Origin of the sequence: uncultured Serinicoccus sp., from assembly GCF_947487915.1 — a bacterium.
In the GTDB taxonomy this organism is placed as follows: Bacteria; Actinomycetota; Actinomycetes; order Actinomycetales; family Dermatophilaceae; genus Ornithinicoccus.
The window spans coordinates 23108-46242 of the sequence record NZ_CANKYH010000005.1 but is presented as its reverse complement, the minus strand read 5'-3'; the positions used below and the strand labels follow the sequence as shown (position 1 = coordinate 46242).

The window sequence follows — 23135 nt, the reverse complement described above, 5'->3', positions numbered from 1 at the left end:
TGCTCAGTCGCCCCCGAAGGTGAACCGGGTGCAGTCGGTCGGGAAGTCGAACCACGCCAGCACCCGGCGCGGCTCGATGACCCGGAGCCCGCCGCCGTCCTCGCCGGACCAGGAGTCCGCACCGGGGGAGTAGCCCGCCCCGGCATACTTCCCGAAGGCCTCGGACAGCCGCGACCCCAGCCCGTCGGCGTCCGCGCGGGTGGCGTAGGAGGCCCCCTCGACGATCACCACCTCGGTGCCGCTCTCCAGCGTCAGCGTGACGGCGGGGTTGGCCTCGACGTTGCGGGTGTGCCGTGTGGTCGGGGCGCCGTCGTACCAGAACCGTCCGTCCAGCCACACGCCCCAGCGTGGCACCGCGTGCGGACGACCGTCCGGACGGACGCTGGACAGCCAGTAGTGCCCTGCCTCACGCAGGCGCTGCTCGACCGTCGCCCAGGCCAGCGTCCCCTCGGTGCTCTCCGGCAGGCCGTAGCCCTCCGGCAGGGTCGGACGGTCGGTGCGCGGGATGCTCGTCGGCGGCATACCCGCACCGTAGACCCGGGGGCCGACACACCGCACCGTCCCGCCGGCGTCGGTGGGGAGGGGAGGTCGCGCGCCCGGTTAACCGCCCGGTCAGGGGGTTGCCGATCTGGGCCGGCGCTGCCAGCCTGGGGGCATGAGCGGCCCGCTGGTCACGCCCAAGCTCGTGGTGCGGAGCGCCGACGACGCGATCGAGTTCTACCGCGCCGTCCTGGGCGCCCGACCGCGCTCGAGGTATGCCATGGGCGGCGCCGTCGTCCTCGCCGCGCTCGACCTGCCGCGCGGTGGCCAGCTGCAGGTCAAGGAGGCCGACGACACCGACCCGGCGCCGCCCGAGGGCGGCGGTGGTGTCGTCCTGGACGTCCTCACCGAGGATCCGGACGCGGTGATGGGACTGGCCCTGGACCACGGGGCCGTGAAGGTCTTCCCGGTGGCGGACCAGCCCTACGGTGCCCGCCAGGGCCGGTTCCGCGACCCGTTCGGCCACCAATGGATCGTCGGGACCCCGGTCGCCATGACTGACGACGAGGTGCAGGCCGCGTTGGACGCCTGGTCGCGGCATACCTGAGCGAGCACCGCGGACCCGTGCGCCCAGCGCCCTGGGTAGGGCGCCCGCGACGGGCTCAGCCCACCCACACCCGGGCGTTGCGGAACATCCTCAGCCATGGGCTCTCCTGCTCCAGCGGCCCGGACGTCCACGAGAGCTGGGCGTTCCGCGTGACCCGCTCGGGGTGCGGCATCATCGCGGTGAACCGACCGTCCGGCGTGGTGACGGCGGTGAGCCCGCCGGGGGAGCCGTTCGGGTTCTGCGGGTATGCCGTCGCCACCTCTCCCCGGCCGTCGACGTAGCACAGGGCCGCCGCCACGGTGCTCTCGTCCCCCTGCCGGGAGAAGTCGGCGCGGCCCTCGCCGTGCGCCACGGCGATCGGCAGGCGTGACCCGGCCATCCCGGCGAAGAAGAGCGACGGGCTGTCCAGGACCTCGACCTGCGCCAGGCGCGCCTCGTACTGCTCGCTGCGGTTGCGCACGAAGCGCGGCCAGGCGGACGCGCCGGGGATCAGCCCGGCCAGCGCGGCGAACATCTGGCACCCGTTGCACAGGCCCAGCGCGAAGGTGTCCGGGCGGGCGAAGAAGCCCGAGAAGGCCTCGGTGAGACCCGGGCTGAACAGTACCGAGCGGGCCCAGCCCTCGCCGGCCCCCAGCGTGTCGCCGTAGGAGAAGCCGCCGGCCGCGACCAACCCGACCAGCGCGGGGTCGGACAGGTCGACCCGCCCCGCCTGCAGGTCGGTCATGTGCACGTCCAGCGCGTCGAAGCCGGCGCGGTGGAAGGCGTAGGCGGTCTCGACGTGGCTGTTGACGCCCTGCTCGCGCAGGATCGCCACGCGGGGCCGGACGCCGCGCGAGACGTAGGGCGCGGCGACGTCGTCGGTCGGGTCGAAGCTCGGTGACACCTGCAGGCCGGGCTCGTCGCGGCCCACGGCGGCGTGCTCCTCGTCGGCGCAGCCCGGGTGGTCCCGCAGCGACGCGATCCGCCAGGACACCTCGTCCCAGGCCTGCGCGAGGTCGGTGACTGGCTCGTCGAGCAGGACGTGCCCGGGCGCGCCCGCGGTGCCCGTCCCGCGTGGCGTGCCCGAGGTTTCCTCCGCCCCGTGCACCCGCACGCGGCGCTCCGGCGTCGAGCGGCCGAGCACGCTGGTGAGGTCCAGCAGGCCGTGGTCGCGCAGCACGCCCTCCGCCTGCTCGACGCGCCCGGCGGGCACCTCCAGCACGACGCCCAGCTCCTCGGTGAACAGCGCGGCCGGCCCGCCCCCCGACGGGACGGCGACGTCGAGCCCCACCCCGCCGGCGAGCGCCATCTCGACGAGCGCCGCCCACAGCCCCCCGTCGGAGCGGTCGTGGTAGGCCGTGACGAGCCCCCGCGCCCGCAGCTCGGACAGCGCGGCGGCGAGGGCGGTGAGGCGCGCCGGGTCGTCGAGGTCCGGGACGGCGCCGCCGAACCCGCCCCGCACCTGGGCCAGGATGGAGCCCCCGAGGCGGTCCGCCCCGGCTCCGAGGTCGACGAGGAGCAGCTCGGACCCCGCGTGCAGCTGCGGCGTCAGGGTGCCGCGGACGTCGGGCAGCGAGGCGAAGGCCGAGACGACGAGCGAGACCGGGGAGGTGACCTGCTGCTGCGTCCCGTGCTCGTCGGCCCACCGGGTGCGCATCGACAGCGAGTCCTTGCCCACGGGCACGGAGACGTCCAGGGCGGGGCACAGCTCCAGCGCGACGGCCCGGACGGTGTCGTGCAGCGCGGCGTCCTCCCCGGGCTCGCCGCAGGCGGCCATCCAGTTGCAGGACAGCTTGACCCCGGACAGAGGTGAGCCGTCCTGCAGGGGCGTGACGGGCGCGGCGAGCAGGTTCGTCAGCGCCTCGCCGACGGCCATGCGGCCGGACGCGGGCGCGTCCACGGCGGCGAGCGGCATCCGCTCCCCGCTGGCCATGGCCTGGCCGGCGAGCCCGAGGTGGTCCGACAGCGTGACCGCGACGTCGGCGACCGGCACCTGCCACGGCCCGACCATCTGGTCCCGGTGGCTGAGCCCGCCGACGGTGCGGTCGCCGATGGTGATGAGGAAGCGCTTGGACGCGACGCTGGGGTGCCGCAGGACGGCGTAGGCCGCCTCCCGCACGCCACCGGCGTCCAGCCCCTCCAGGTCGAGCTCGTCGCTCCGGCGCGCCACGCGGTGGACGTCCCGGGTCATCCGCGGAGGCTTGCCCAGCAGCACCCCCAGGGGCATGTCGACGGGGGCGTCGTCGACGACCCTGGTCGCGCCCCGACCGGCCTGCGGGTCCTGCGGCGAGGTCACCGCCGGGTCCCGCTGCGCCCGTCCGTCGGTGACCACCAGCTCGGTCTCCTCCTGCGCGGTGCCGACGACCGCGAAGGGGCACCGCTCGCGCTCGCAGAGGGCCGCGAAGTCCTCCAGCGACGCCGGCGCGATCGCCAGGACGTAGCGCTCCTGGCTCTCGTTGGACCAGACCTCCTTGGGCGAGAGACCGGACTCGGCCAGCGGCACCCGCGACAGGTCGAAGCGGGCGCCGAGCCCGGCGTCGTCCACCAGCTCGGGGAAGGCGTTGGAGAGCCCGCCCGCTCCGACGTCGTGGATCGCCAGCACCGGGTTGTCCGCGCCACGCGACCAGCAGTGGTTGATGACCTCCTGCGCCCGCCGCTGCATCTCGGGGTTGCCCCGCTGCACGGAGTCGAAGTCGAGCTCGGCGGCATTGGTGCCGGCCGCCATCGAGCTGGCCGCCCCGCCTCCCATCCCGATCCGCATGCCCGGGCCACCGAGCTGCACCAGGAGCGTCCCGGCGGGGAAGCGCACCTTCTCGGTCTGCCCCGCACTGATCGTCCCCAGCCCGCCGGCGCTCATGACCGGCTTGTGGAAGCCGCGACGCACCCCGTCGACGGTCTGCTCGTAGACCCGGAAGAAGCCCCCGAGCCCGGGCCGGCCGAACTCGTTGTTGAAGGCGGCGGCCCCGAGCGGCCCGTCCAGCATGATGTCCAGCGGGGTCGCGAGGTGGTCGGGGGACCCGGGGCCGGGGTCGAGGGTCTCCCAGGGCTCGTGCGTGCCGGGCAGGTGCAGGTGGGAGACCGCGAAGCCGGTCAGCCCGGCCTTGGGGGCGCTGCCGCGGCCGGTCGCGCCCTCGTCGCGGATCTCGCCCCCGGCGCCGGTCGCGGCCCCGGGGAAGGGGGAGATGGCGGTGGGGTGGTTGTGCGTCTCGACCTTCATGAGGACGTGGACGGTGTCCTCGTGCACGGCATACCGCTCCAGGTCGCCGGAGCCGTCGCCCTCGGGGCGGAACAGGGAGACCCGACCGCCCTGCATGACCGAGGCGTTGTCCTTGTAGGCGACGACGGTGCCCTCCCCGGCGACGGCCTCGGTGTGCCGGATCATCCCGAAGAGGCTGTGCTCCTGGGCCTGGCCGTCGATGACGAAGTCGGCGTTGAAGATCTTGTGCCGGCAGTGCTCGGAGTTGGCCTGGGCGAACATCGTCAGCTCGACGTCGGTCGGGTTGCGGCGCAGCGCGGTGAACGACTCGACGAGGTAGTCGATCTCGTCCGGCGAGAGCGCCAGCCCGAAGGCGGTGTCCGCCTCCGCCAACGCCTCGCGGCCGCGGCCGAGCACGTCCACCCGCTCCATCGGCGCGGCCTCGCGCTCGGCGAAGAGCAGCGCGGTGGCCTCGCGGCTGGGCAGCGCCGACTCCGTCATCCGGTCGTGCAGCACCTTCGCGCAGGCGGTCCAGGTGGGCTCGTCCAGCGGCCCGCCGTCCAGCACGAGGTGGAACTCGGTCACCCGCTCGACGCGGCGCACGTCGAGGCCGCAGTTGTGCAGGATGTCGGTCGCCTTGCTGGACCACGGCGAGATCGTGCCGAGCCGGGGGGAGACGACGACGAGCGAGGTATGCCGTGTCCCACCCGCCCCGTCGCGCTCGCCCTCGTCGTCGGTCCAGGGCTCGCCGTGGTCGAGGATGGCGCGCAGCGCCTCCCGCTCGGCGGGTGCCGGCTCCTCGTCGGTCGCGACCACGTGGACGTGACGGGCGGTCAGCGCCGCGACGGTGACGTGGGGGGCGGCCCGTCGCAGCCGGCGGAGCAGGCCCTCCGCGCGGAAGGGGGACAGGGCGGACCCGCCCGGCACGGTGGTGAGGACGAGGTCGGGGGCGGCCATGTCGGTGCGGCTCCTGGCGGGTGGGGGCGGCGGGTCAGGCCCGGGGGCGGAAGGTCTGGCCGGTGAGGGCCTCGTAGGCCTCGACGTAGCGGGACCGGGTGAGCTGGACCACGTCCGTCGGCAGGGCGGGCGGAGGGGTGTCGGACGCGCGGTCCCAGCCGCTCGCGGGCGAGGTGAGCCAGTCGCGCAGCACCTGCTTGTCGTAGGACGTCTGGGGACGGCCCGGCTCCCAGTCCGCGGCGCGCCAGAAGCGCGAGGAGTCGGGGGTGAGGACCTCGTCGGCCAGGCGGATCTCGAGGAGGTCGGGGTCCACCGCCCGCCAGTCGGTGCGGCCGTCCGCGCCGGGGGGCGGCAGGTGGGCGGGGTCGACGCCGAACTCGACCTTGGTGTCGGCGATGAGGATGCCGCGTGCGGCGGCGACCTGGTCCCCGCGCGCCAGGATCGCCACGGTGAGGTCGCGCAGGCGGTCAGCCAGCCCGGGACCGACCAGATCCGCGACCTGCTCGAGGCTGATCGGCTCGTCGTGCTCCCCCTGCGGCGCCTTGGTGCTCGGGGTGAAGACCGGCTCGGGCAGACGGGAGCCGTCGACCAGCCCCTGTGGCAGCCGCACCCCGGAGACGGTGCCCGTCGCGGCGTACTCGGCCAGGCCGCCGCCGGTGAGGTAGGCCCGGGCCACGCACTCCACCGGCAGCATCGTGAGCCGGCGCACGTAGACGGCGCGCCCGGCGACCTCGTCCGGCACGTCGGTGGAGAGGACGTGGTGGGGAACGAGGTCGGCGAGCTGGTCGAACCACCACAACGACATCTGGGTGAGGATCGCGCCCTTGTCCGGGACCGGCGTCGTGAGGACGTGGTCGTAGGCGCTGATGCGGTCGGAGGCGACCAGCAGCAGGCGGGTGTCGTCCCGCTGCCCGGTCACCGGGTCGGTCGGGGCGTAGAGCCCGCGGACCTTGCCGGAGTAGAGCAGCTCGTGCCCGGGGATGCTCAGGGTCATCTCAGTCCTCCTGCGGGATCCGCACGCGGCCCTGGGCGGCCGCGAGCGCGATGTCCGGGCGTGAATGGCCGCCGCGCAGGCCGATCCGGCCCACCGCGGCGTAGGCCTGCTCGCGCGCCCGCGGCAGGTCATCGGCGACGGCGACCACGCTGAGCACCCGGCCCCCGGAGGAGACGAGGGCGCCGTGGTCGTCGGTGGCCGTGCCGGCGTGCAGGACGTGCACCCCCTCCACCTGCTCGGCCTGCTCGGTCCCGCTGACCGGGTCGCCCGTGGCGGGCGTGCCCGGGTAGTGCTCTGCTGCGAGGACGACGTTGACTCCGGTGCGCGGGTCCCACTCCAGCGGCGCCAGCGCGGCCAGCTCGCCGCGCGCGGCCGCCCGCAGGACTCCGGCCAACGGGGTGCGCAGACGGGCCAGGACCACCTGGGTCTCGGGGTCGCCGAAACGGGCGTTGAACTCGACCACCCGCGGACCCGAGCTCGTCAGCGCCAGGCCGACGTAGAGCACCCCGACGAACGGCATACCGCGCCGGGCCATCTCCGCGACGGTCGGCCGGGCGATGGTGCGCAGGACGTCGGGAACCAGGTCCTCCGGGACCCAGGTGAGCGGTGAGTAGGCGCCCATGCCGCCGGTGTTCGGGCCGGTGTCGCCCTGGCCGACCCGCTTGAAGTCCTGCGCCGGCTCCAGCGCCACGACCTCGGCGCCGTCGCTCAGGCAGAAGAGCGAGACCTCGGGGCCGTCGAGGTGGTCCTCCACCACGACCCGGCCGCCCTCGCGGGAGAGGCAGGCGGCCGCGTGGTCGAGGGCCGCGTCCCGGTCCTCGGTGACCACGACCCCCTTGCCGGCGGCGAGACCGTCCTCCTTGACGACGTAGGGCGCACCGGTGGCCTCCAGGGCCTGCTCGACCTGGGCGACGTCGGTGCACACGTGCGCGGCCGCGGTCGGGACCCCCGCAGCAGCCATGACCTCCTTGGCGAACGCCTTGCTGGCCTCCAGCAGGGCGGCCCGGGCGCTGGGCCCGAAGCAGTCGACACCGGCAGCGCGCACGGCATCGGCGACCCCGGCCACCAGCGGTGCCTCCGGCCCGACGACGACGAGGTCCACCTCCGCCGCACGGGTGGCGGCGACCACCGTCGCGGGGTCCGCCGGGTCGCCCGGCAGGCACCGCGCCAGCGCGGCGATCCCGGGGTTGCCAGGGAGAGCGAGCACCTCGTCGACCGAGGGATCGCGGGCCAGGGAGCGGACCAGGGCGTGCTCACGCGCGCCCGAGCCGAGGACGAGGACCACCACGGGCCAGCAGCCTATCGGCCCGGCGCACCGCGAGGAGCCACGGGTGGACCGACCGGGACGGTGCGGAGACGCTCCACGGACGAGGATGACCCTCCTGGGAGGCAGGGGGGATATCTCCCAGGAGGGCCATCGGCAGGGCAGGGTCGACGCGGGCTGATGGGGGGCTGCCCACGCGACACACACAATCCCTGCGCCGGTCGTAACCGACCTCTCCACAGTGGCACACGACAGAGGCGATGTCACGCCAGGGCACGTCGGAATGCTGCCGTTGGCGGACATCCGACATCATGGGGGGATGGACGCCCAGCCACCCGCACGCCTGCACGGTTCGGCCTACGAGGACTTCGTCTCCGGCGTGTTCCGCCGGGCGGTGCGCCTCGGCAGCCCCTCGCGACCCGCTCTGCGGGACGCGGGCCTGACGGACGAGGAGATCGACGTGGCCATGGCCGAGCTGGAGGCGCGCGGCTTCCTGCGGCCGGGCGGCGTGCCCGGGACCTGGGACGTGGTGCCTCCGCGCGAGGCGGTGGCCCGGTACGCCGCCGAGACCGAGCACCGGCTGCGGCTGGCCCGGGCCACGGCCGGGGAGCTGGAGCGGGCGTGGCGACGGGCGGCCGACGGCGGGGTGCAGCGGGTCGTCCCCGGCATGGACTTCCTCGGTGGCGTCGACGACATCGTGGGCCGGATCACCGCGATGCACCTGGCGACGACCGAGCGCCTGTGGTGGGCCATCGACGGCTCGGTGGCGAGCCGCAAGCTCCTCGAGCTCGCGGCCGACGACCCCGGGCTGCTCGCCGTGCGGCCGGGGGTCGACCGGCGGCTCATCCTCGACACCGGGCTGCTGGAGCTGCCCGCCACGGTGGCGGTCATGGAGCAGGCCGTGCGCGACGGCGCCCTCGTCCGGACCGGCAACGGGGTGCCGGTGACCGCGGTCGTCTGCGACGACGACGCCACGCTCGTGGACATCAGCCGGTTCGACCCCGAGGGCGTCGGGTCCTTCGAGGCCCGGATGGAGGCCCCGGTGGCCGCCGTCGCCAGCCTCATCGAGCGGACCTGGCTGCTGGCGGCCCCCTACGGCCCCGTGCGCGACGCCGCCCGGCGCAAGGAGGTGGGAGGGTCGGCGGCACCGCTGGACGAGCGCGACCAGACCATCCTCACCCTCCTCGTCAGCGGGGCCTCGGACCAGGTGATCGCCCGGCGGTGCGACATCTCGGTGCGCACCGTCGAGCGGCGGGTCCGCTACGTCATGGAGCACCTCGGGGCCGCCACCCGTTTCCACGCCGGTGCCCAGGCGGTCCGCCGCGGCTGGGTCTGACGTCGCGGACCGATAGACTGCCGACTTTGCGGGGGCCGCCGTGGCGGCGGTGCGCCCCCGGAGATCGCACGGAAGGTGGGCGGATGACCGAGCTGGCGACGACCGACCAGGCGGTCGCGGCCGAGATCGCCGCGGAGCAGGCGCACGTGGACAAGGTCTACGCCGAGCTCGGCAAGGCTGCCGCACGCGTGGAGCTGGTGCACGCGGAGGGCATGGCCCGGGGGCAGACCGACCGGCGGGGCACCGGCGACCCCCGGGAGGAGGAGATGGCCGGGCTGTTCGAGCGGGACGCGCTCGTCTATTCCGCCAACCGGCGGCGGGCCTCGTTGGAGCACCAGCACGAGGGGCTCGTCTTCGGCCGGCTCGACCTGGAGCACGAGGTGCCCGACGAGCAGGGCGCCACCCGGGAGGTGCGCTACGTCGGTCGGCTCGGGGTGCGCGACGACGACTACGAGCCGCTCGTCGTGGACTGGCGGGCGCCGGCCGCCGCGCCGTTCTACCGCGCCACCCCGGTCGACCCGCAGGGCGTCCTGCGCCGACGGGTGCTGCGCTGCCGAGGCGTGCAGGTCGTGGGCGTCGAGGACGACCTCATGGTGGCCGAGCCGCCGGAGGACGTCGTCGTGGTCGGCGACGGGGCCCTGCTGGCCGCGCTGACCCGCAGCCGCGGCGCCCGGATGCGCGACATCGTCGCCACCATCCAGCACCACCAGGACGAGGCCATCCGGGCGCCCGCCCGGGGCGTCACCGAGATCACCGGGGGCCCGGGCACCGGCAAGACCGTGGTCGCGCTGCACCGTGCGGCCTACCTGCTCTACTCCGACCGCCGCAGGTTCGAGGGCGGCGGGGTGCTCGTCGTCGGCCCGTCCGCCGCCTACACCGCATACATCGAGCGGGTCCTGCCCTCGCTGGGGGAGGACTCGGTCGTGCTGCGCTCGCTCGGGGACGTCCTCGGCGGCATCACCGCCACCCGGCTGGACCCGCCCGCGGTCGCCGCCACCAAGGGCAGCCTGCGCGTCCGTCGGCTGCTCGCCCGGCTGGTCCGCGAGCCGATCCCGGAGGCGCCCGTGCAACTGCGCACCTTCGTCGCCGGGCACGCCATCCGGCTGGACGCCCCGGACCTCGACCGGGCGCGCGCCCAGGTGCTGCGCCACCACCACCGCAACGCCGGCTACGACGCGGCGGTGGAGGCGCTGGCGCAGCTGGCCTGGGCCCAGGTCGAGCACGGGGAGCGCGACGACTTCCTCGACCGCTTCCGCGACTCCGGTGACGTCGAGGCGTTCATGCGGCACTGGTGGCGCCCGCTCGACCCCCGCGAGGTGCTGCTCTGGCTCGCCGACGAGAGCCTCGTCCGACGGCTCGGGGGGCTGGACGCCGGGGCCGCGCCCGGTCTCGCGGCGTCCTACCAGGAGGCACTGCGGCTCGGGACGTGGACCGTGGCCGACGTCGCGCTCATCGACGACCTCGCCGCCCGGCTCGGACCCGTGGTGGATCTGCCCAGCGAGGAGCGCGGGTTCTACGAGATCGAAGAGCTGGACGACGCCAGCCAGTACGGCGTCTCCGCCCTGCGGGTCCACGCGGACGGAGGGACCGACGCGGCTGCGGCGCCCGGTCGGGGGCAACGGGTCTCCGCCGACCCGCGCGAGCGGCTGCTCGCCGGTCGGGTCGGTGAGTCGGAGGAGTACGCCCACGTCCTGGTCGACGAGGCCCAGGACCTCTCGCCGATGCAGTGGCGGATGCTCGGCCGGCGAGGTCGGTGGGCCTCCTGGACCGTCGTGGGCGACCTCGCCCAGGCCTCGTGGGGTGACCTCGCCGAGGCCGGACAGGCCCGCGAGGAGGCCTTCGGAAGCGCGCCGCGCCGGGCCTTCCACATGGACACCAACTACCGCAACGCCCGGGAGATCTTCGACCTGGCCGCGCGGCTCATCACCGAGCACGTCCCGGACGCCGACATCCCGCAGGCGGTGCGCGAGACCGGTCACGAGCCGCGGGACGTCGCGGTGCGGGAGGAGGAGACGGCCGCTCGGGTGGCCGAGGAGGTGGCGGACCTACGGGCGCAGGTGTCCGGCGCGATCGCGGTCATCGCACCCTGGTCCTGGCACGATCGGCTCGCCGAGGTCGTCACCGGCGAGCAGGTGGTCCTCGTCGACCCGCTGTCGACCAAGGGCCTGGAGTACGACGCCACCGTCGTGGTGGACCCCGACGCCGTCGTCCGGGAGGCCCCGGGAGGGGTGCGGGCCCTCTACGTCGTGCTCACGCGGGCCGCGCACCGCATGACGGTGCTGCGTCCCGAGCCCTCGGGGTCGTCCAGCGGCTTCTAGGTATGGTGCATACTTAGGTACATGCCAGAGACAGCCCGGTGGCCCGCGGCGTGGGTGCGCGCCGCCCTCGACCTGGCGGTCCTGGGTTCGCTGGTCCCTGGCCCCCGCCACGGGTATGCCCTGGCCCAGGAGCTGCAGGACCGGGGCTTCGGGAGACTCCGCGGAGGCTCGCTCTACCCGGTGCTGGCGCGGTTGGAGGAGGCCGGCCACGTCGCGGCGGGCTGGGTCGACGCCGGGAGCGGCCCGGCGCGCAAGGACTACCGCCTCACGGCCGAGGGCCGCGCCCACCTGGCCGAGGGGCTGGCGAGCTGGGCCGATCTGGGCGAGGCGCTACGGATGGAGGAGGGACCATGAGCAGGACGCGACGGCCCGAGGGGCCGCTGACCCCCGTGCTGCGCGCCTACCGCGAGGCTCGCGGGCGGGGCGAGGACCAGGCCTGGGCCGAGCAGGTGGTGCTCACCCTGGCGCGCGAGGAGGTGTCGCCGCAGCCCATCGTGGACGAGCTGCGGGACGCGCTCCCCCTGGTCCGGGAGACCGGCGAAGGGCCGGCAGAGCTGTACGGCCCGGCGCGCGAGTGGGCCGCGGAGCGGGTCGCGGACCGTGCCGAGCGGGGGCTCGCGACGGTGGACTCCACCCCGGACGCGAGGTGGCGGGACGTCCCGGTCGTCGGCTCGGTGGCGGCCTGCCTCGTCAGCCTGCTGATGATGCTCGTGTGGCTCCTGCGCGACGGGTTGACGGTGGAGCTGACCTGGGGCCTGCTCCTCCTGCCGCTGCTGGCGGGCACCGGCGTGGTGGCGGCGCTCGCCACCTGGGAGTCGGTGCTGACGCGCCGCCGGGCCGGCGTCGCGGCGGCCGCAGGGCTCGGAGTGGCGGCGGCCGTCGTGGCCGGGCTGGCGTGGCTGCTGCTGGGGACCCGGGATGCCGTCCTGGCGACCACCAGCACGTTTGCGCTCGCCCTCCTCGCGGTGGGGTACGCGCTGCTCGCCGGCCTGCTCGAGCGAGTCCTGCCGCAGGCCGGTCGGCGGGACACCGCCGCCCCGGACGACGAGGTCTGGAGCCGGGAGCTGGCCGGCACCCTCCGGCTGCGGCTGGACCTGAGCGAGGCGAGGGTGACCGAGATCGTGCGCGAGGCCAGGGCCCACGCGGCCCGGTCCGGTGCCGGGCTGCGGGAGGAATTCGGGACGCCCGCGTCCTACGCCTCGCGGTTCAGCCGGGACCGGGTGGCGCGGGCCCGCCGGGCCGCCTGGGGTTGGACGGCCCTCGTGCCGGTGGTCGTGCTCCTCACGGTCGACCGTCTGGTCAGCGGTGGCGGCGGGGACCCCGTCTCCTGGTTCTGGGTGCTGCTCACGGTCGCGGTGTGCTGGTCCGTCGCGACGGCGTGGCGCCGCGCCCGGCGCGAGAGGGGCCGTCCACAGGCGGCGTGATCGGCGGGGGGCGCTGTCGGCCCAGGGCGTTAGGGTCGGTCCTGTGAGCATCGCCCTGTACCGCCGCTACCGACCGGAGACCTTCGCGGACGTCATCGGTCAGGAGCACGTCACCGAGCCGCTCATGCAGGCGCTGCGCTCGGAGCGGGTGAGCCACGCCTATCTCTTCTCGGGCCCGCGCGGCTGCGGCAAGACCACGAGCGCGCGCATCCTCGCCCGCTGCCTCAACTGCGAGCAGGGGCCCACGCCCGAGCCCTGCGGCACCTGCGAGTCGTGCGTGGCGCTGGCCCGTGACGGCGCCGGGTCGGTCGACGTCATCGAGATCGACGCGGCCAGCCACGGGCGGGTGGACGACACCCGCGAGCTGCGCGAGCGCGCGGCCTTCGGGCCCGCGACGGCGCGCTACAAGATCTACATCATCGACGAGGCCCACATGGTGAGCCGGGAGGGCTTCAACTCCCTGCTCAAGGTCGTCGAGGAGCCCCCGCCGCACGTGAAGTTCATCTTCGCGACCACCGAGCCGGAGAAGGTCCTGGCGACCATCCGATCCCGCACCCACCACTACCCGTTCCACCTCGTCCCGCCGCAGCGGCTCACGGCATACCTCGAGCAGCTGTGCCGGACGGAGGGGGTGCACCTCGAGCCGGGTGTGCTGTCGTTCGTGACCCGGGCCGGGGGCGGCTCCGTGCGCGACTCGCTGTCGGTGCTCGACCAGCTGATCTCCGGCGCGGGTGAGGACGGCCTCACCTACGAGCGCACCGCGGCGCTGCTGGGCTTCACCGACGTCGAGCTGCTCGACGCGGTCGTCGAGGCGGTCGCGGCTGGCGACGCGGCCACGGTCTTCGCCCAGGTCGACCGGGTCATGGAGTCCGGGCACGACCCACGGCGCTTCGTCGAGGACCTGCTCGAGCGCTACCGCGACCTCATCGTCCTCGCCGCCGTGGGCGAGCTGGCCGGCGGGCTGCTCCCCGGGCTGCCGGAGGACCAGGTGGAGCGGATGCGGCGTCAGGCGCAGGCCTACGGCGCGGCCGGGCTGTCACGGGCGGGTGACCTGGTGAGCCGGGGACTGTCGGAGATGACAGGTGCGGTCTCCTACCGGCTGGTGCTGGAGCTGCTCGCGGCCCGTCTGCTGCTGCCCGCCGCCCAGGGCGAGGAGGGTCACGGGGCCCGGCTGGACCGCATCGAGCGCCGGCTCGGCGCGGGCGACCACCCGAGCGACGGGGTGGCTGCCGGACGGCGTGGCGGTGCGTCCCCGGCCCAGGAGGGTGCCACGGGTCCCGCCGGCGGTGGTCCGGGGGCGGCGGCCCCCGGGCGGGGCGCCGCCACGCAACCCTCGGCCCGGCAGCGGGCACAGGCCCGGGCGACGGACGGGGAGCCGGCACCGACGGGAACCGCCCCGGCGGCGGCACCGGTGGGCGGGGAGCAGCCGCGCGGCGCGGGCCCGGGACCGGCGAAGGAGCAGGGCGGCGGTCAGCAGGCCGACGGTCAGCAGGGCGACGGTCGGCGGCAAGATCGAGGTGCGCAGGCACCCGGTCACCTGGACACGGCAGCGCTGCGTCGGCACTGGCCGGAGATCATCGCGGCCGTGCGGTCGATCAGCCGCCGCACCGCAGGGGCACTGGAGTCGATCCAGGTCGTGGACTTCGACGGCCGCCGGCTGCTCGTCGGTATGCCGGACGAGCGGTGGATCCGCCACTTCATGGGCACCTCCAACGAGGAGGCGCTGCGGCAGGGGGTGCTGGACGCGCTCGCCCTCGACACCCGGATCGAGGCGACCGTGGTCGGCGGCCGCCCGCCCGAGGACGGTGGCGGTGGCGGGCGCGCAGGCTCGGGGACCTCGCCCTCATCCCAGCCCGCCCGGGCCCCGGAGGCCGCGGGACCTCACCACCGGTCCGGCGACCGTCCCCGCCAGCCCGCGGCGCGGCCGGGTGGCCCGGCCTCCGGCCCGAGCGGCCCGGGGGCACCCGAGCCGTCGGACGACGAGCCCGAGCGAGCCCCGGAGCAGCCGTCCGGGCGAGCCGCGCAGGAGCCACCCGAGCGGGCCCCGGAGGAGCCTCCCGAGCCCGACGACTGGGCTCCGCCGGAGGACCTCGACGCGCCCGGCGCAACCCCGGCGCCGCGCCGGACGGACACTCCGGGTATGCCGTCGGCCGGCCCGCCCGCGGTGCCCGACGGCATACCCGATGCACCCATGCGGGGTCGCCTCCGGACGCGTGGAGCGAGCGCCGCCGGCGGTGCCGCGGGCGCAGCTGGGCCCGCCGCCGCCCCGGTGCGGGTGCGCGGGCGGGGCGGCGCCGACCCCGGGCCCGGCCAGCCGCGGCGCGACCCCGGCGAGCCGGGCCTGGCCGAGCAGCTCGGTGCCGGTGGGCGGTCGGGTGCGCCGGCTCCGGACCAGCCGGACTGGTCGCAACGGACCGCCGGGCAGGGTGCGCCCGCCTGGGCGACCGGCGCGGACCCGACCCCGGACGGGCCGCCCGCCGCCGCCGACCCGCCTGCGGCTGCGCCCGAGCACGCGGCGGACGCCGTCCCGAGCGACGACGACGAGGACCTCGCGACCTCGGGCACGGTCGGGCAGCCGGTCATCGAGAGCGTGCTGGGCGGTACTGTCATCGCCATCAACGACGACCCCGTGGCGTGAGGACGGCCCAGGCATGATCTACGAGCTGCTCCATCCCGTGGTGACCCCGTTGGCCACGGCGATCTGGCGGCCCGAGGTGCTGGGGCGGGACCACGTGCCGATGGACGGACCGGTCATCCTGGCGAGCAACCACCGCTCGTTCATCGACAGCGTGGTCATCCCGCTCACGGCGCCCCGCCAGGTGGCCTTCCTCGCCAAGTCCGAGTACTTCACCGGCACCGGGGTCAAGGGCTGGATCAGCCGCGAGTGGTTCACCGGTGTGGGGTCGATCCCCGTGGACCGTGAGGACACCCGGGCGGCGCAGAAGTCCCTCGACCTCGCCCTGGCCCACCTGCGTCGGGGCGGCGCGTTCGGCATCTACCCCGAGGGCACCCGGTCGCGCGACGGCCGCCTCTACCGCGGCCGGACCGGCGTCGCCTGGCTGGCCCTGGAGGCCGGCTGCCCGGTCGTGCCCGTCGGGCTGCAGGGCACCCAGGACATCCAACCGGTCGGGAGCCGCCTCCCGCGCCGGGCGAAGGTGCGGGTGGAGTTCGGCGCGCCGATCCACGTCGCCGACCGGTTCGACGGGGTGCCCCAGGGCCGGGCCCGGCGCGAGCTCACCGACGAGGTCATGCAGCGCATCTGCGAGCTGTCGGGCCAGGAGTGGGCGGGGGAGTACGCCCAGCGCTCCGGCGAGACCCCGGCCTGACCCCGGACCGGGCGAGCCTGGACGCGGGTGTCGGTGGCACGGCATACAGTGGCCTGCTGTGTATGAAGGCGTGGTCCAGGACCTGATCGACGAGCTGGGGCGGCTGCCCGGTGTGGGCCCCAAGGGAGCCCAGCGGATGGCCTTCCACCTGCTCGCGGCCGACCCCGAGGACATCACCCGCCTCGCCGAGGCCCTGCTGCAGATCCGGGAGAAGGTGCGCTTCTGCGAGGTCTGCGGCAACGTGGCGGAGGCAGAGCGCTGCCGGATCTGTCTGGACGACCGGCGCGACCCGAGCATGATCTGCGTCGTCGAGCAGAGCCAGGACGTCGCCGCCGTCGAGCGGACCCGGGAGTTCCGCGGCCGCTACCACGTGCTCGGCGGGGCCATCAACCCCATCGGTGGCGTGGGCCCGGAGGACCTGCGGGTCCGCGAGCTGGTCGCCAGGCTCGCCGACGGCCAGGTCGCCGAGGTCATCATCGCGACCGACCCCAACCTCGAGGGCGAGGCGACCGCGACCTACCTCGCCCGCCTGCTCAAGCCCTACGACGGGGTGCGGGTCAGTCGCCTGGCCTCGGGGCTGCCCGTCGGTGGCGACCTCGAGTACGCCGACGAGGTCACGCTCGGGCGTGCCTTCGAGGGGCGCCGGATGATCTCCACGGGCACCACCGCGCCCTGATCCGCCGACGGCGGAGCGGTGGGGAGGGCCGCGCAGCACGCCCAGCGCGCGCGTCCGGTTGCCTCTAGGGTGGGGTCATGGTCGACGACTGGACACAGCCGGCGCAGAACATGCACGCCGAGGTGGCCGCCTACTTCAGCAGTCTCGAGGAGGTGGCCTCGGGCGAGGCTGCCGAGTCGGCGCTGCCGCTGCTCCTCCTCAGCGTGGGGCAGCTGTGCGCCGCCGGGGCGCGGCTGGGGGCCCTGGTGGACGTGGTTCCCCCCGAGCGCTTCGAGCCGGACGCCGGCCCGGATGCCGATCTCGAGGTGGTCCGTGAGGGCCTGCACACGCTGCTGGGCGGTCTGGACGACTACTGCGACCTGGAGGACCCCGTCATCACCGGCGAGGTGACGCGGGGCTCGCTCTCGGACGACCTCGTCGCCGTGGCGGCCGACCTCGCGCACGGCCAGGAGCACTACCTCGCCGGACGCCCGACCGAGGCGATGTGGTGGTGGCAGTTCAGCTACCTCTCCTCCTGGGGCGAGCGCGCCGCCGCCGCGCTGCGCGTGCTGCACACGCTCCTGGCGCACGTCCGCCTCGACGCCACGGACGAGCAGGTCATGGAGGCCGAGCTCGCCGCGCTGCACGCCGTCACCTGACGACGAGGGGCGATGCCCGGTGAGCGGGGTCAGGCCAGCTCGTTGGGGTCCGTGGCGGGATCGAGGGGGGCACCCGAGCGGTAGGCCGCCCGGCCGAGCGCGTTGGAGGCGACCGAGCTCATGATGATGAAGCCGGCGATGGCGACCATCAGCTTGATGAGGGTGATGACGTCGAAGCCGTGCACCACCACGTGCTGGATGTAGACCCCTGTCGCGATCCACGGCAACCCCATGCCGGTCGCGCTGGAGAGCACGTTGATCCGGGACAGGCCGTCCCGTGAGCGCAGCATGGCGATGGCGCTGAGCAGCACGAAGATGGCGCCCCCGATGCACAGCACGCCGGTGAGGATGGTCAGCAGCAGCGTCATCGGCGCCCCCTGGTGAGGATCCGGGCCAGCGACACCGTCGCCAGGATGCCGACGAGCGCGGCGAGGGAGGCGACGTCGAGCAGGACGATCGACTCGGCGTTCAGCCCGACCATGAGGAAGATCCCGACGGCGCAGAAGTAGGCGAGGTCGCTCACCGCGGCGACCGAGGCGTCGTCCCGCGAGAGCAGCACCCGCACGAGCCCCAGCACGGCCGCGAGCAGCAGGATCGCCACGGTGGTCCACACGATGAAGGTCATGACAGCTCTCCCTCCATCGCCTGCTCCCCTGACCGACGCCCGCGCGTCATCACGAGCAGCCGGCGCTCCATGTCCCGCAGCTCCTCGATGACGGAGTCGCGGTCCTCGCCGTAGAGCGCGTGGACGTAGAGGGTGGGGGGCGAGTCGCCGGTGCGGGGAGCGATGCCGAGGGTGATGGTGCCGGGGGTGATGGTGATGGAGGAGGCCATCGTGCTGATCTCCAGGTCGGTCTCGCAGTGCAGCGGGAGCGCCACGATCGCGGGTGACATGCGCAGTCCCGGGGTGACCACGTCGACCCCGATGCGCAGGGCGCCGCGGACGACCTCGCCGGCCAGCCAGCCGCCGTAGACCCCGATGCGCAGCGGGTTGGGGATCATCCGGTCACCGCCTGCACGTAGGGCTGCAGGTCGACCAGGCCCTGGGCCGCCCGGGTGGTCACCTGCATGATCGGTCCGGCGAAGACGAACATCGCGAGCTGGGTGATGACCAGTACGGCCATGGGAGCAAGGAGCCGGGGGGTGACCCGGACGTCGTCGGTCAGCGCGACGGTGGCGCCGCGGCCGGTCTCCGGCGAGTCGGGGAGGTAGTCCTCCATGTCGGGGCCCCAGAACACACCGACCCACAGCCGCTGCATGGCGACGAGCGAGCCGAGGGCACCGACGAAGATCAGCGTGACGAAGACCGCCTGCCACGCGCCACCGGCCTGCGCGGAGGCCTGCACGAGACCCACCTTGCCGAAGAAGCCGGAGCTGGGGGGGAGCCCGATGAGCGACATGAGCGCGAGGGCGTAGCCGATGGTCAGCAGACGGTCGCGGCGGATGATGCCCGAGAGCCGCTCGTACCGGCCCGAGCCGTAGGTCTGCTCGATGGCCCCGGCCCCGAGGATGAGGGCGCCCATCGTGATGATGTGATGGATCATGTAGAAGATGCCGGCGCCCAGGGAGAACTGGGTGAACAGCACGAGCCCCAGCAGGATGTGCCCGACCCCGGCGACCATCTGCCACGACAGGGCCCGCCGCATGACCCTCTCGCTGAAGGTGCTGTAGGAGCCGACGACGAGCGAGAGACCGACGAGGACCGCGAGGATCATGATCCACGGGGGTTGGCCCTCGTAGAGCGTGGACGTGACTCGGTACAGCGCGTACAGCGCGACCTTGGTGTGCAGGGCGCTGAAGAGCGCCATGACGGAGGCCGAGGTGGCGGGGTAGGTCCGCGGCAGCCAGGTGTGCAGGGGCACGATGGCGGCTTTGATCGACAGGGCCAGCAGCACGACGCCGGAGCTGAGCATGGTGCGCGGGTCGCTGCCGGCCCCGACGAGGAGCGCGAGGTTGACCGTCTCGGCGGTGGCGTAGACCAGGCCGACACCGATGAGCAGGATCGTGCTCGTCAGCAGGTTGACGATGACGAAGGTCCGGCCCACCCCGAGGCGCCGCCACGTGCCGGTCACCGCGATGAGGGCGTAGCTGGGCAGCAGCATGACCTCGACGAAGACGAAGAGGTTGAACAAGTCACCGGTGAGGAAGGCGCCGTTGACCCCACCGAGCAGCATGAGCACGAGGGGGGTCACCAGCCGGTAGCGGTTCTCCCCGGTGATGGTCATGAAGAACAGGCACATGAGCACGGTGAACGAGGTCACCAGGATCATCAGTGCGCTGAGAGTGTCGGAGACGAAGGGGATCGCCACACCGGGCACGAAGGCGCCGACGTTCTCCGCGATGACCGGGGTCTCGCGGTGCTGCAGCAGCAGGTCCAGGGCGCCGAGCCCCGTGAGCACCGGTATGGCAAGCAGCCAGATGCGCTGCCACGTCGGGTTGCGCCACAGCACGGTCGCGGCGGACGCGGCGATCGGCAGCACCGCGAGGAACGGGAGAAGGGCGGCGGTCATCATCGGCGGTGGGTCTCCCCGGTCTCGGGCATCCGCTTGGTGTCGTCGTTGTGGCCGATGACGGCCATGGCGAGCATGAGCACCGTCACGGCGAGGGCGATGACGATCGCGGTCAGGACGAAGGCCTGGGGCAGGGGGTCACCGGCGTCCGCGGCCCCGGCGGCGTCGGGGAAGGGCTCACCGCGCCAGGCGGTGACGCCCGCGGAGAGGATGACCAGGTTGGCGGCGTGCGCGAGCAGCGACAGGCCGAAGATGATGCGCACCATCCCGCGCTGCAGCATGAGGTAGATGGCTCCGGCGGTGAGCACGCCGACGGTGATGGGGAGGATCACTGGCCACCTCCGCGCCTCGGCGGCAGATCCTGCTGGAGGTACGTCGACCTGCGACCGGGGATCCCGAGGCGGGTCTCGGCATACCGCTCGCCGCGGGAGGTGTCCATCGGACCGCTGATCTCGCCCTCGACCGACTCGTCGGCGCGCTCCCGGGTGCCCTCACGGCCCCCGGTGGCGCCCAGCAGGTTGAAGGCCTCCATGACGAGGCCGAGCACGGCGAGGTAGACACCGAGGTCGAAGACCATCGAGGTGGCGACGTGGATGTCGAAGATGTAGCCGTACAGCGGCTCGAGGAACGAGGCATGACCGAGCATGCCCCAGATGCCGGTGCCGATGGCGATGAGCACGCCCAGCGCGACGAGGCGCAGCGGGAGCCGGGGCGGCCCGATGCTGCGGTCGCGGGAGGTCGCGAGGTAGACCAGCGCGACGATCGAGGACCCCACGAGCGCGGCGATGAACCCCCCACCCGGGGAGTTGTGACCGCGCAGGAACAGGATCGCGGAGATGATCGCCAGCAGCGGCGCGGTGGCGCGGACCATGATCTGCATCGGGACGGCGTTGCCCCAGGCCTCGGCGATGGCGCGGTGTGCTGTGGACCCCTCGGCCTGCAGCGGCACCTCCGGGGGGGCGACGTAGTTGCGGTCCGCCTCCGGGGGAGGGTCGAGGTAGCGGTCGCGGACCGTGGAGAGGATGGCGACCATGGCCGCCGCGGCCATCCCGAGCACGGTGAGCTCGCCGAAGGTGTCGAGGGCACGGAACTCCACCAGGATCGTGTTGACGACGTTGTCGCCGCTCGTCTCCACCGGGCCCTCGGTGAGGTACCAGATGGCGATCTCGCTGCGGTCGCGTCGGCCGGTCAACGCCCAGGTCGCCACCCCGGCCGACAGCCCCCCGACGAGCGCCAGGGCCAGCGCGGCCTGGTTGCCCCACCGCGGTCCGCGACCGAAGGTCTGGGGGAGGCGCTGCAGCACGAGCATGATCATCAGCACGGTGAGCGCCTCGACGAGGAGCTGGGTCATGCCGACGTCGGGTGCGCCGAGGGCGAAGATCTGGACGGTGACGGCGGCGCCGATGGTGGAGAGCGCGACGACGGCGGCGAGCCGGGAGCTGGCGCGCCCCAGGACGACCACGGCCCCGGCGATGATGACGAGCACGACCGCGTCGACCGGGCTGGCCAGCCCCTCCTGCACCGGCAGGAGCTCGTCGCGCGCGACGAGGACGCCCACGCCGCCGAGCACGAGGGCGGCGAGCGCGACGAACTGCACCGCGACGTGCCGGGTGGGGTTGTCGGCGCGGGCGAGGGCACCCAGCGACTTGCCGATGTCGGCTGCGGTGTCGTTGATGACCCGGATGACGTCGGCGCCGTCGAAGGAGAAGGTGTCGTGCTCGCGGGCCGGGAAGAAGAAGCGGCGGCGCAGGATGACCAGGACGCCGACGCCGATGATGGCCAGCGAGGTGATGAGCTCGAGGTTGACGCCGTGCCACAGGGCGAGGTGCGGGTGCGGCTCCTCGGCGCCGGCGGGGAGCATGGCGGCGGTGGCCCGGCCCACCGGGGTGTCGAGGATGCCGACGACGAAGGCCAGCGGCAGGCCGACGACGATGGGGATGGCGGCGAAGGTCCCGAGGGCCCACGGGGTGGTGTGCAACGGGCGGTCCTCGGGCCACTTGGCCTGGCCGCGTCCGTCGTAGAAGCCGTTGAAGACGATCTTGGCGCAGTAGGCGAAGGTCAGCACCGCGGTGAGGGCGACCCCCAGGAAGGCGGCCCAGGAGGCGACCGCGCCGAAGGGGGAGTCGAGCATCGAGGTGAGGATGCTCTCCTTGGAGACGAAGCCGAGCATGGGCGGGACGCCGGCCATCGAGGCGCACCCGAGCACGGTGACCCAGAAGGCCACCGGCATGGCGCTGGAGAGCACCGGCATGCGTCGCACGTCGCGGGTGCCGGTGGCGTGGTCGACCACGCCGACCATCATGAAGAGCCCGGACTTGAAGAGCGCGTGCGCGATGACGTGGAGGATGGCGGCGGCGAGGGCATACTCCGTGCCGACGCCGATGGTGGCGACGATGAGGCCGAGCTGGCTGACCGTGGAGTAGGCCATGAGCTTCTTGAGGTCAGTCTTCTGCAGCGCGAACCAGCCGCCGATCCCGCAGGTGACCAGGCCGGTGGTGATGAGCAGGACGTTCCACACCGGCACGTCGTGGAAGGCCGGGGAGAAGCGCATGAGCAGGAAGATGCCGGCCTTGACGACGGCGGCGGCGTGCAGGTAGGCGCTGACCGGGGTGGCGGCGGCCATGGCGTCGGGCAGCCAGACGTGGAAGGGGAACTGGGCCGACTTGGTGAAGGCCGCCAGGATGACGAGCAGCGCCACGGCGGCGGTGAAGCCGGGGCTGGTGTCCCAGACCTCGTGCGCGAGCGCCTCGGACAGCGTCGTGGTGCCGGTGCGCACGATGATCGCGGTGACCGCGGCCAGCAGCCCGAGCCCGCCGAGGAAGGTGATGAGCAGGGTGCGCATCGAGGCGGCCTCGCCGGCATACCCCGACCGGGCGATGAGGAAGAAGCTGGCGAGACTGGTCAGCTCCCAGCACAGGAACAGCAGGATGAGGTCGTCCGCCAGCACCAGCCCGACCATGGAGACGGTGAACATCGCCATGTAGAAGTAGAAGGTGAGGTTGCGGCCCGGCTTGAGGTATGCCGTGGAGTAGGCGAGCACGATCGCGCCGATGACCAGGGCGATGAAGGTGAAGACCGTGCCGAGGCCGTCCGCGCGCAGCGACAGCTCCAGGCCCAGGGTCGGCACCCACGGCATGGACCAGGTCGGGGTGTCGCCGGCCATGACCTGCGTCGCGGCGGGCCAGTAGGCGGCCGCGGCGGCGAGGTAGAGCGCGGCGATCGGCCAGCCGGCGTGACGACCGAGGAAGCGGGTGAGCGGGAAGGTGGCGAGGACCGTCACCGCGGAGATGACGAGGGTCCAGAGCAGGCTCACCGAGCACCCGCCCTGGACAGGCCGGTGCCAGTGGGGCAACGGTCGGCCGGGCGGATCATGAACAGCAGGCTACCAAGCCCGACGCCGAGGACGGGGGGGTCGTCGCGAGGAGCGACC

General features: G+C 74.0%; 19 protein-coding genes. 9 read left to right on the top strand and 10 right to left on the bottom strand.

The window, feature by feature from the left end; all coding sequences use genetic code 11:
- Window positions 1-3: 3 nt before the first annotated feature.
- Window positions 4-522 (bottom strand): pyridoxamine 5'-phosphate oxidase family protein, encoded by a 519-nt coding sequence (locus tag Q0795_RS07325; RefSeq protein ID WP_298888380.1) that lies wholly within the window; start codon window positions 520-522, stop codon window positions 4-6.
- A 133-nt stretch (window positions 523-655) separates the two neighbouring features.
- Between Q0795_RS07325 and Q0795_RS07320 the strand changes: the two genes are divergently transcribed.
- Window positions 656-1087: a VOC family protein gene (locus tag Q0795_RS07320; RefSeq protein ID WP_298888378.1), complete on the top strand. Its 432-nt coding sequence runs from the start codon at window positions 656-658 to the stop codon at window positions 1085-1087.
- A gap of 55 nt (window positions 1088-1142) precedes the next feature.
- Here Q0795_RS07320 and purL read toward each other — a convergent pair whose 3' ends face one another.
- Genes purL through purD form a run of 3 tightly spaced genes read right to left on the bottom strand, consistent with a single transcriptional unit; the run spans window position 1143 to window position 7501 of the window.
- Window positions 1143-5219, bottom strand: a complete 4077-nt coding sequence (gene purL / locus Q0795_RS07315; protein ID WP_298888377.1) for a phosphoribosylformylglycinamidine synthase — start codon at window positions 5217-5219, stop codon at window positions 1143-1145.
- Between the two features lie 34 nt (window positions 5220-5253).
- A complete protein-coding gene (locus Q0795_RS07310; protein WP_298888375.1) occupies window positions 5254-6213 on the bottom strand; it encodes a phosphoribosylaminoimidazolesuccinocarboxamide synthase in 960 nt (319 codons plus the stop codon).
- A 1-nt stretch (window position 6214) separates the two neighbouring features.
- On the bottom strand, window positions 6215-7501 hold the full coding sequence (purD, locus tag Q0795_RS07305; RefSeq protein WP_298888373.1) for a phosphoribosylamine--glycine ligase: 1287 nt from the start codon (window positions 7499-7501) through the stop codon (window positions 6215-6217).
- Window positions 7502-7796: 295 nt separating this feature from the next.
- Between purD and Q0795_RS07300 the strand changes: the two genes are divergently transcribed.
- The 8 genes from Q0795_RS07300 to Q0795_RS07265 all read left to right on the top strand — a co-directional run bounded on the left by Q0795_RS07300 (window position 7797) and on the right by Q0795_RS07265 (window position 17195).
- A complete protein-coding gene (locus Q0795_RS07300) occupies window positions 7797-8813 on the top strand; it encodes a helix-turn-helix transcriptional regulator (protein ID WP_298888371.1) in 1017 nt (338 codons plus the stop codon).
- An 83-nt stretch (window positions 8814-8896) separates the two neighbouring features.
- A complete protein-coding gene (locus tag Q0795_RS07295; protein ID WP_298888369.1) occupies window positions 8897-11131 on the top strand; it encodes a UvrD-helicase domain-containing protein in 2235 nt (744 codons plus the stop codon).
- Between the two features lie 21 nt (window positions 11132-11152).
- The gene (locus Q0795_RS07290; RefSeq protein WP_298888367.1) at window positions 11153-11485 is read left to right on the top strand and encodes a PadR family transcriptional regulator; all 333 of its coding nucleotides are present in this window, start codon (window positions 11153-11155) and stop codon (window positions 11483-11485) included.
- The gene (locus Q0795_RS07285) at window positions 11482-12555 is read left to right on the top strand and encodes a hypothetical protein (protein ID WP_298888365.1); all 1074 of its coding nucleotides are present in this window, start codon (window positions 11482-11484) and stop codon (window positions 12553-12555) included. Before Q0795_RS07290 ends, Q0795_RS07285 begins: the two co-directional genes overlap by 4 nt.
- A gap of 43 nt (window positions 12556-12598) precedes the next feature.
- Window positions 12599-15193: a DNA polymerase III subunit gamma and tau gene (locus tag Q0795_RS07280; RefSeq protein ID WP_298888363.1), complete on the top strand. Its 2595-nt coding sequence runs from the start codon at window positions 12599-12601 to the stop codon at window positions 15191-15193.
- A 13-nt stretch (window positions 15194-15206) separates the two neighbouring features.
- Window positions 15207-15881 (top strand): 1-acyl-sn-glycerol-3-phosphate acyltransferase, encoded by a 675-nt coding sequence (locus Q0795_RS07275; protein WP_298888361.1) that lies wholly within the window; start codon window positions 15207-15209, stop codon window positions 15879-15881.
- Between the two features lie 58 nt (window positions 15882-15939).
- Window positions 15940-16557: a recombination mediator RecR gene (recR, locus tag Q0795_RS07270; RefSeq protein WP_298888359.1), complete on the top strand. Its 618-nt coding sequence runs from the start codon at window positions 15940-15942 to the stop codon at window positions 16555-16557.
- 77 nt (window positions 16558-16634) lie between these two features.
- Window positions 16635-17195, top strand: coding sequence for a DUF5063 domain-containing protein (locus Q0795_RS07265; protein WP_298888357.1), 561 nt, complete (start codon window positions 16635-16637; stop codon window positions 17193-17195).
- A gap of 29 nt (window positions 17196-17224) precedes the next feature.
- Here Q0795_RS07265 and Q0795_RS07260 read toward each other — a convergent pair whose 3' ends face one another.
- The 6 genes from Q0795_RS07260 to Q0795_RS07235 are packed head-to-tail and all read right to left on the bottom strand — an operon-like array spanning window position 17225 to window position 23018.
- On the bottom strand, window positions 17225-17563 hold the full coding sequence (locus Q0795_RS07260; RefSeq protein WP_298888355.1) for a monovalent cation/H(+) antiporter subunit G: 339 nt from the start codon (window positions 17561-17563) through the stop codon (window positions 17225-17227).
- Window positions 17560-17820: a transporter gene (locus Q0795_RS07255; protein WP_298888353.1), complete on the bottom strand. Its 261-nt coding sequence runs from the start codon at window positions 17818-17820 to the stop codon at window positions 17560-17562. Before Q0795_RS07255 ends, Q0795_RS07260 begins: the two co-directional genes overlap by 4 nt.
- Window positions 17817-18197: a Na+/H+ antiporter subunit E gene (locus Q0795_RS07250; protein ID WP_298888351.1), complete on the bottom strand. Its 381-nt coding sequence runs from the start codon at window positions 18195-18197 to the stop codon at window positions 17817-17819. The genes Q0795_RS07255 and Q0795_RS07250 overlap by 4 nt, the downstream gene beginning before the upstream one ends.
- Window positions 18194-19708 carry a monovalent cation/H+ antiporter subunit D family protein gene (locus Q0795_RS07245; RefSeq protein ID WP_366942457.1) on the bottom strand — a complete coding sequence of 505 codons (1515 nt, stop codon included), beginning with the start codon at window positions 19706-19708 and terminating at the stop codon, window positions 18194-18196. The genes Q0795_RS07250 and Q0795_RS07245 overlap by 4 nt, the downstream gene beginning before the upstream one ends.
- Complete coding sequence (locus tag Q0795_RS07240; protein WP_298888349.1) at window positions 19705-20037, bottom strand: sodium:proton antiporter; 333 nt, start codon at window positions 20035-20037, stop codon at window positions 19705-19707. The genes Q0795_RS07245 and Q0795_RS07240 overlap by 4 nt, the downstream gene beginning before the upstream one ends.
- On the bottom strand, window positions 20034-23018 hold the full coding sequence (locus Q0795_RS07235; RefSeq protein WP_298888347.1) for a DUF4040 family protein: 2985 nt from the start codon (window positions 23016-23018) through the stop codon (window positions 20034-20036). Before Q0795_RS07235 ends, Q0795_RS07240 begins: the two co-directional genes overlap by 4 nt.
- Window positions 23019-23135: the final 117 nt, after the last annotated feature.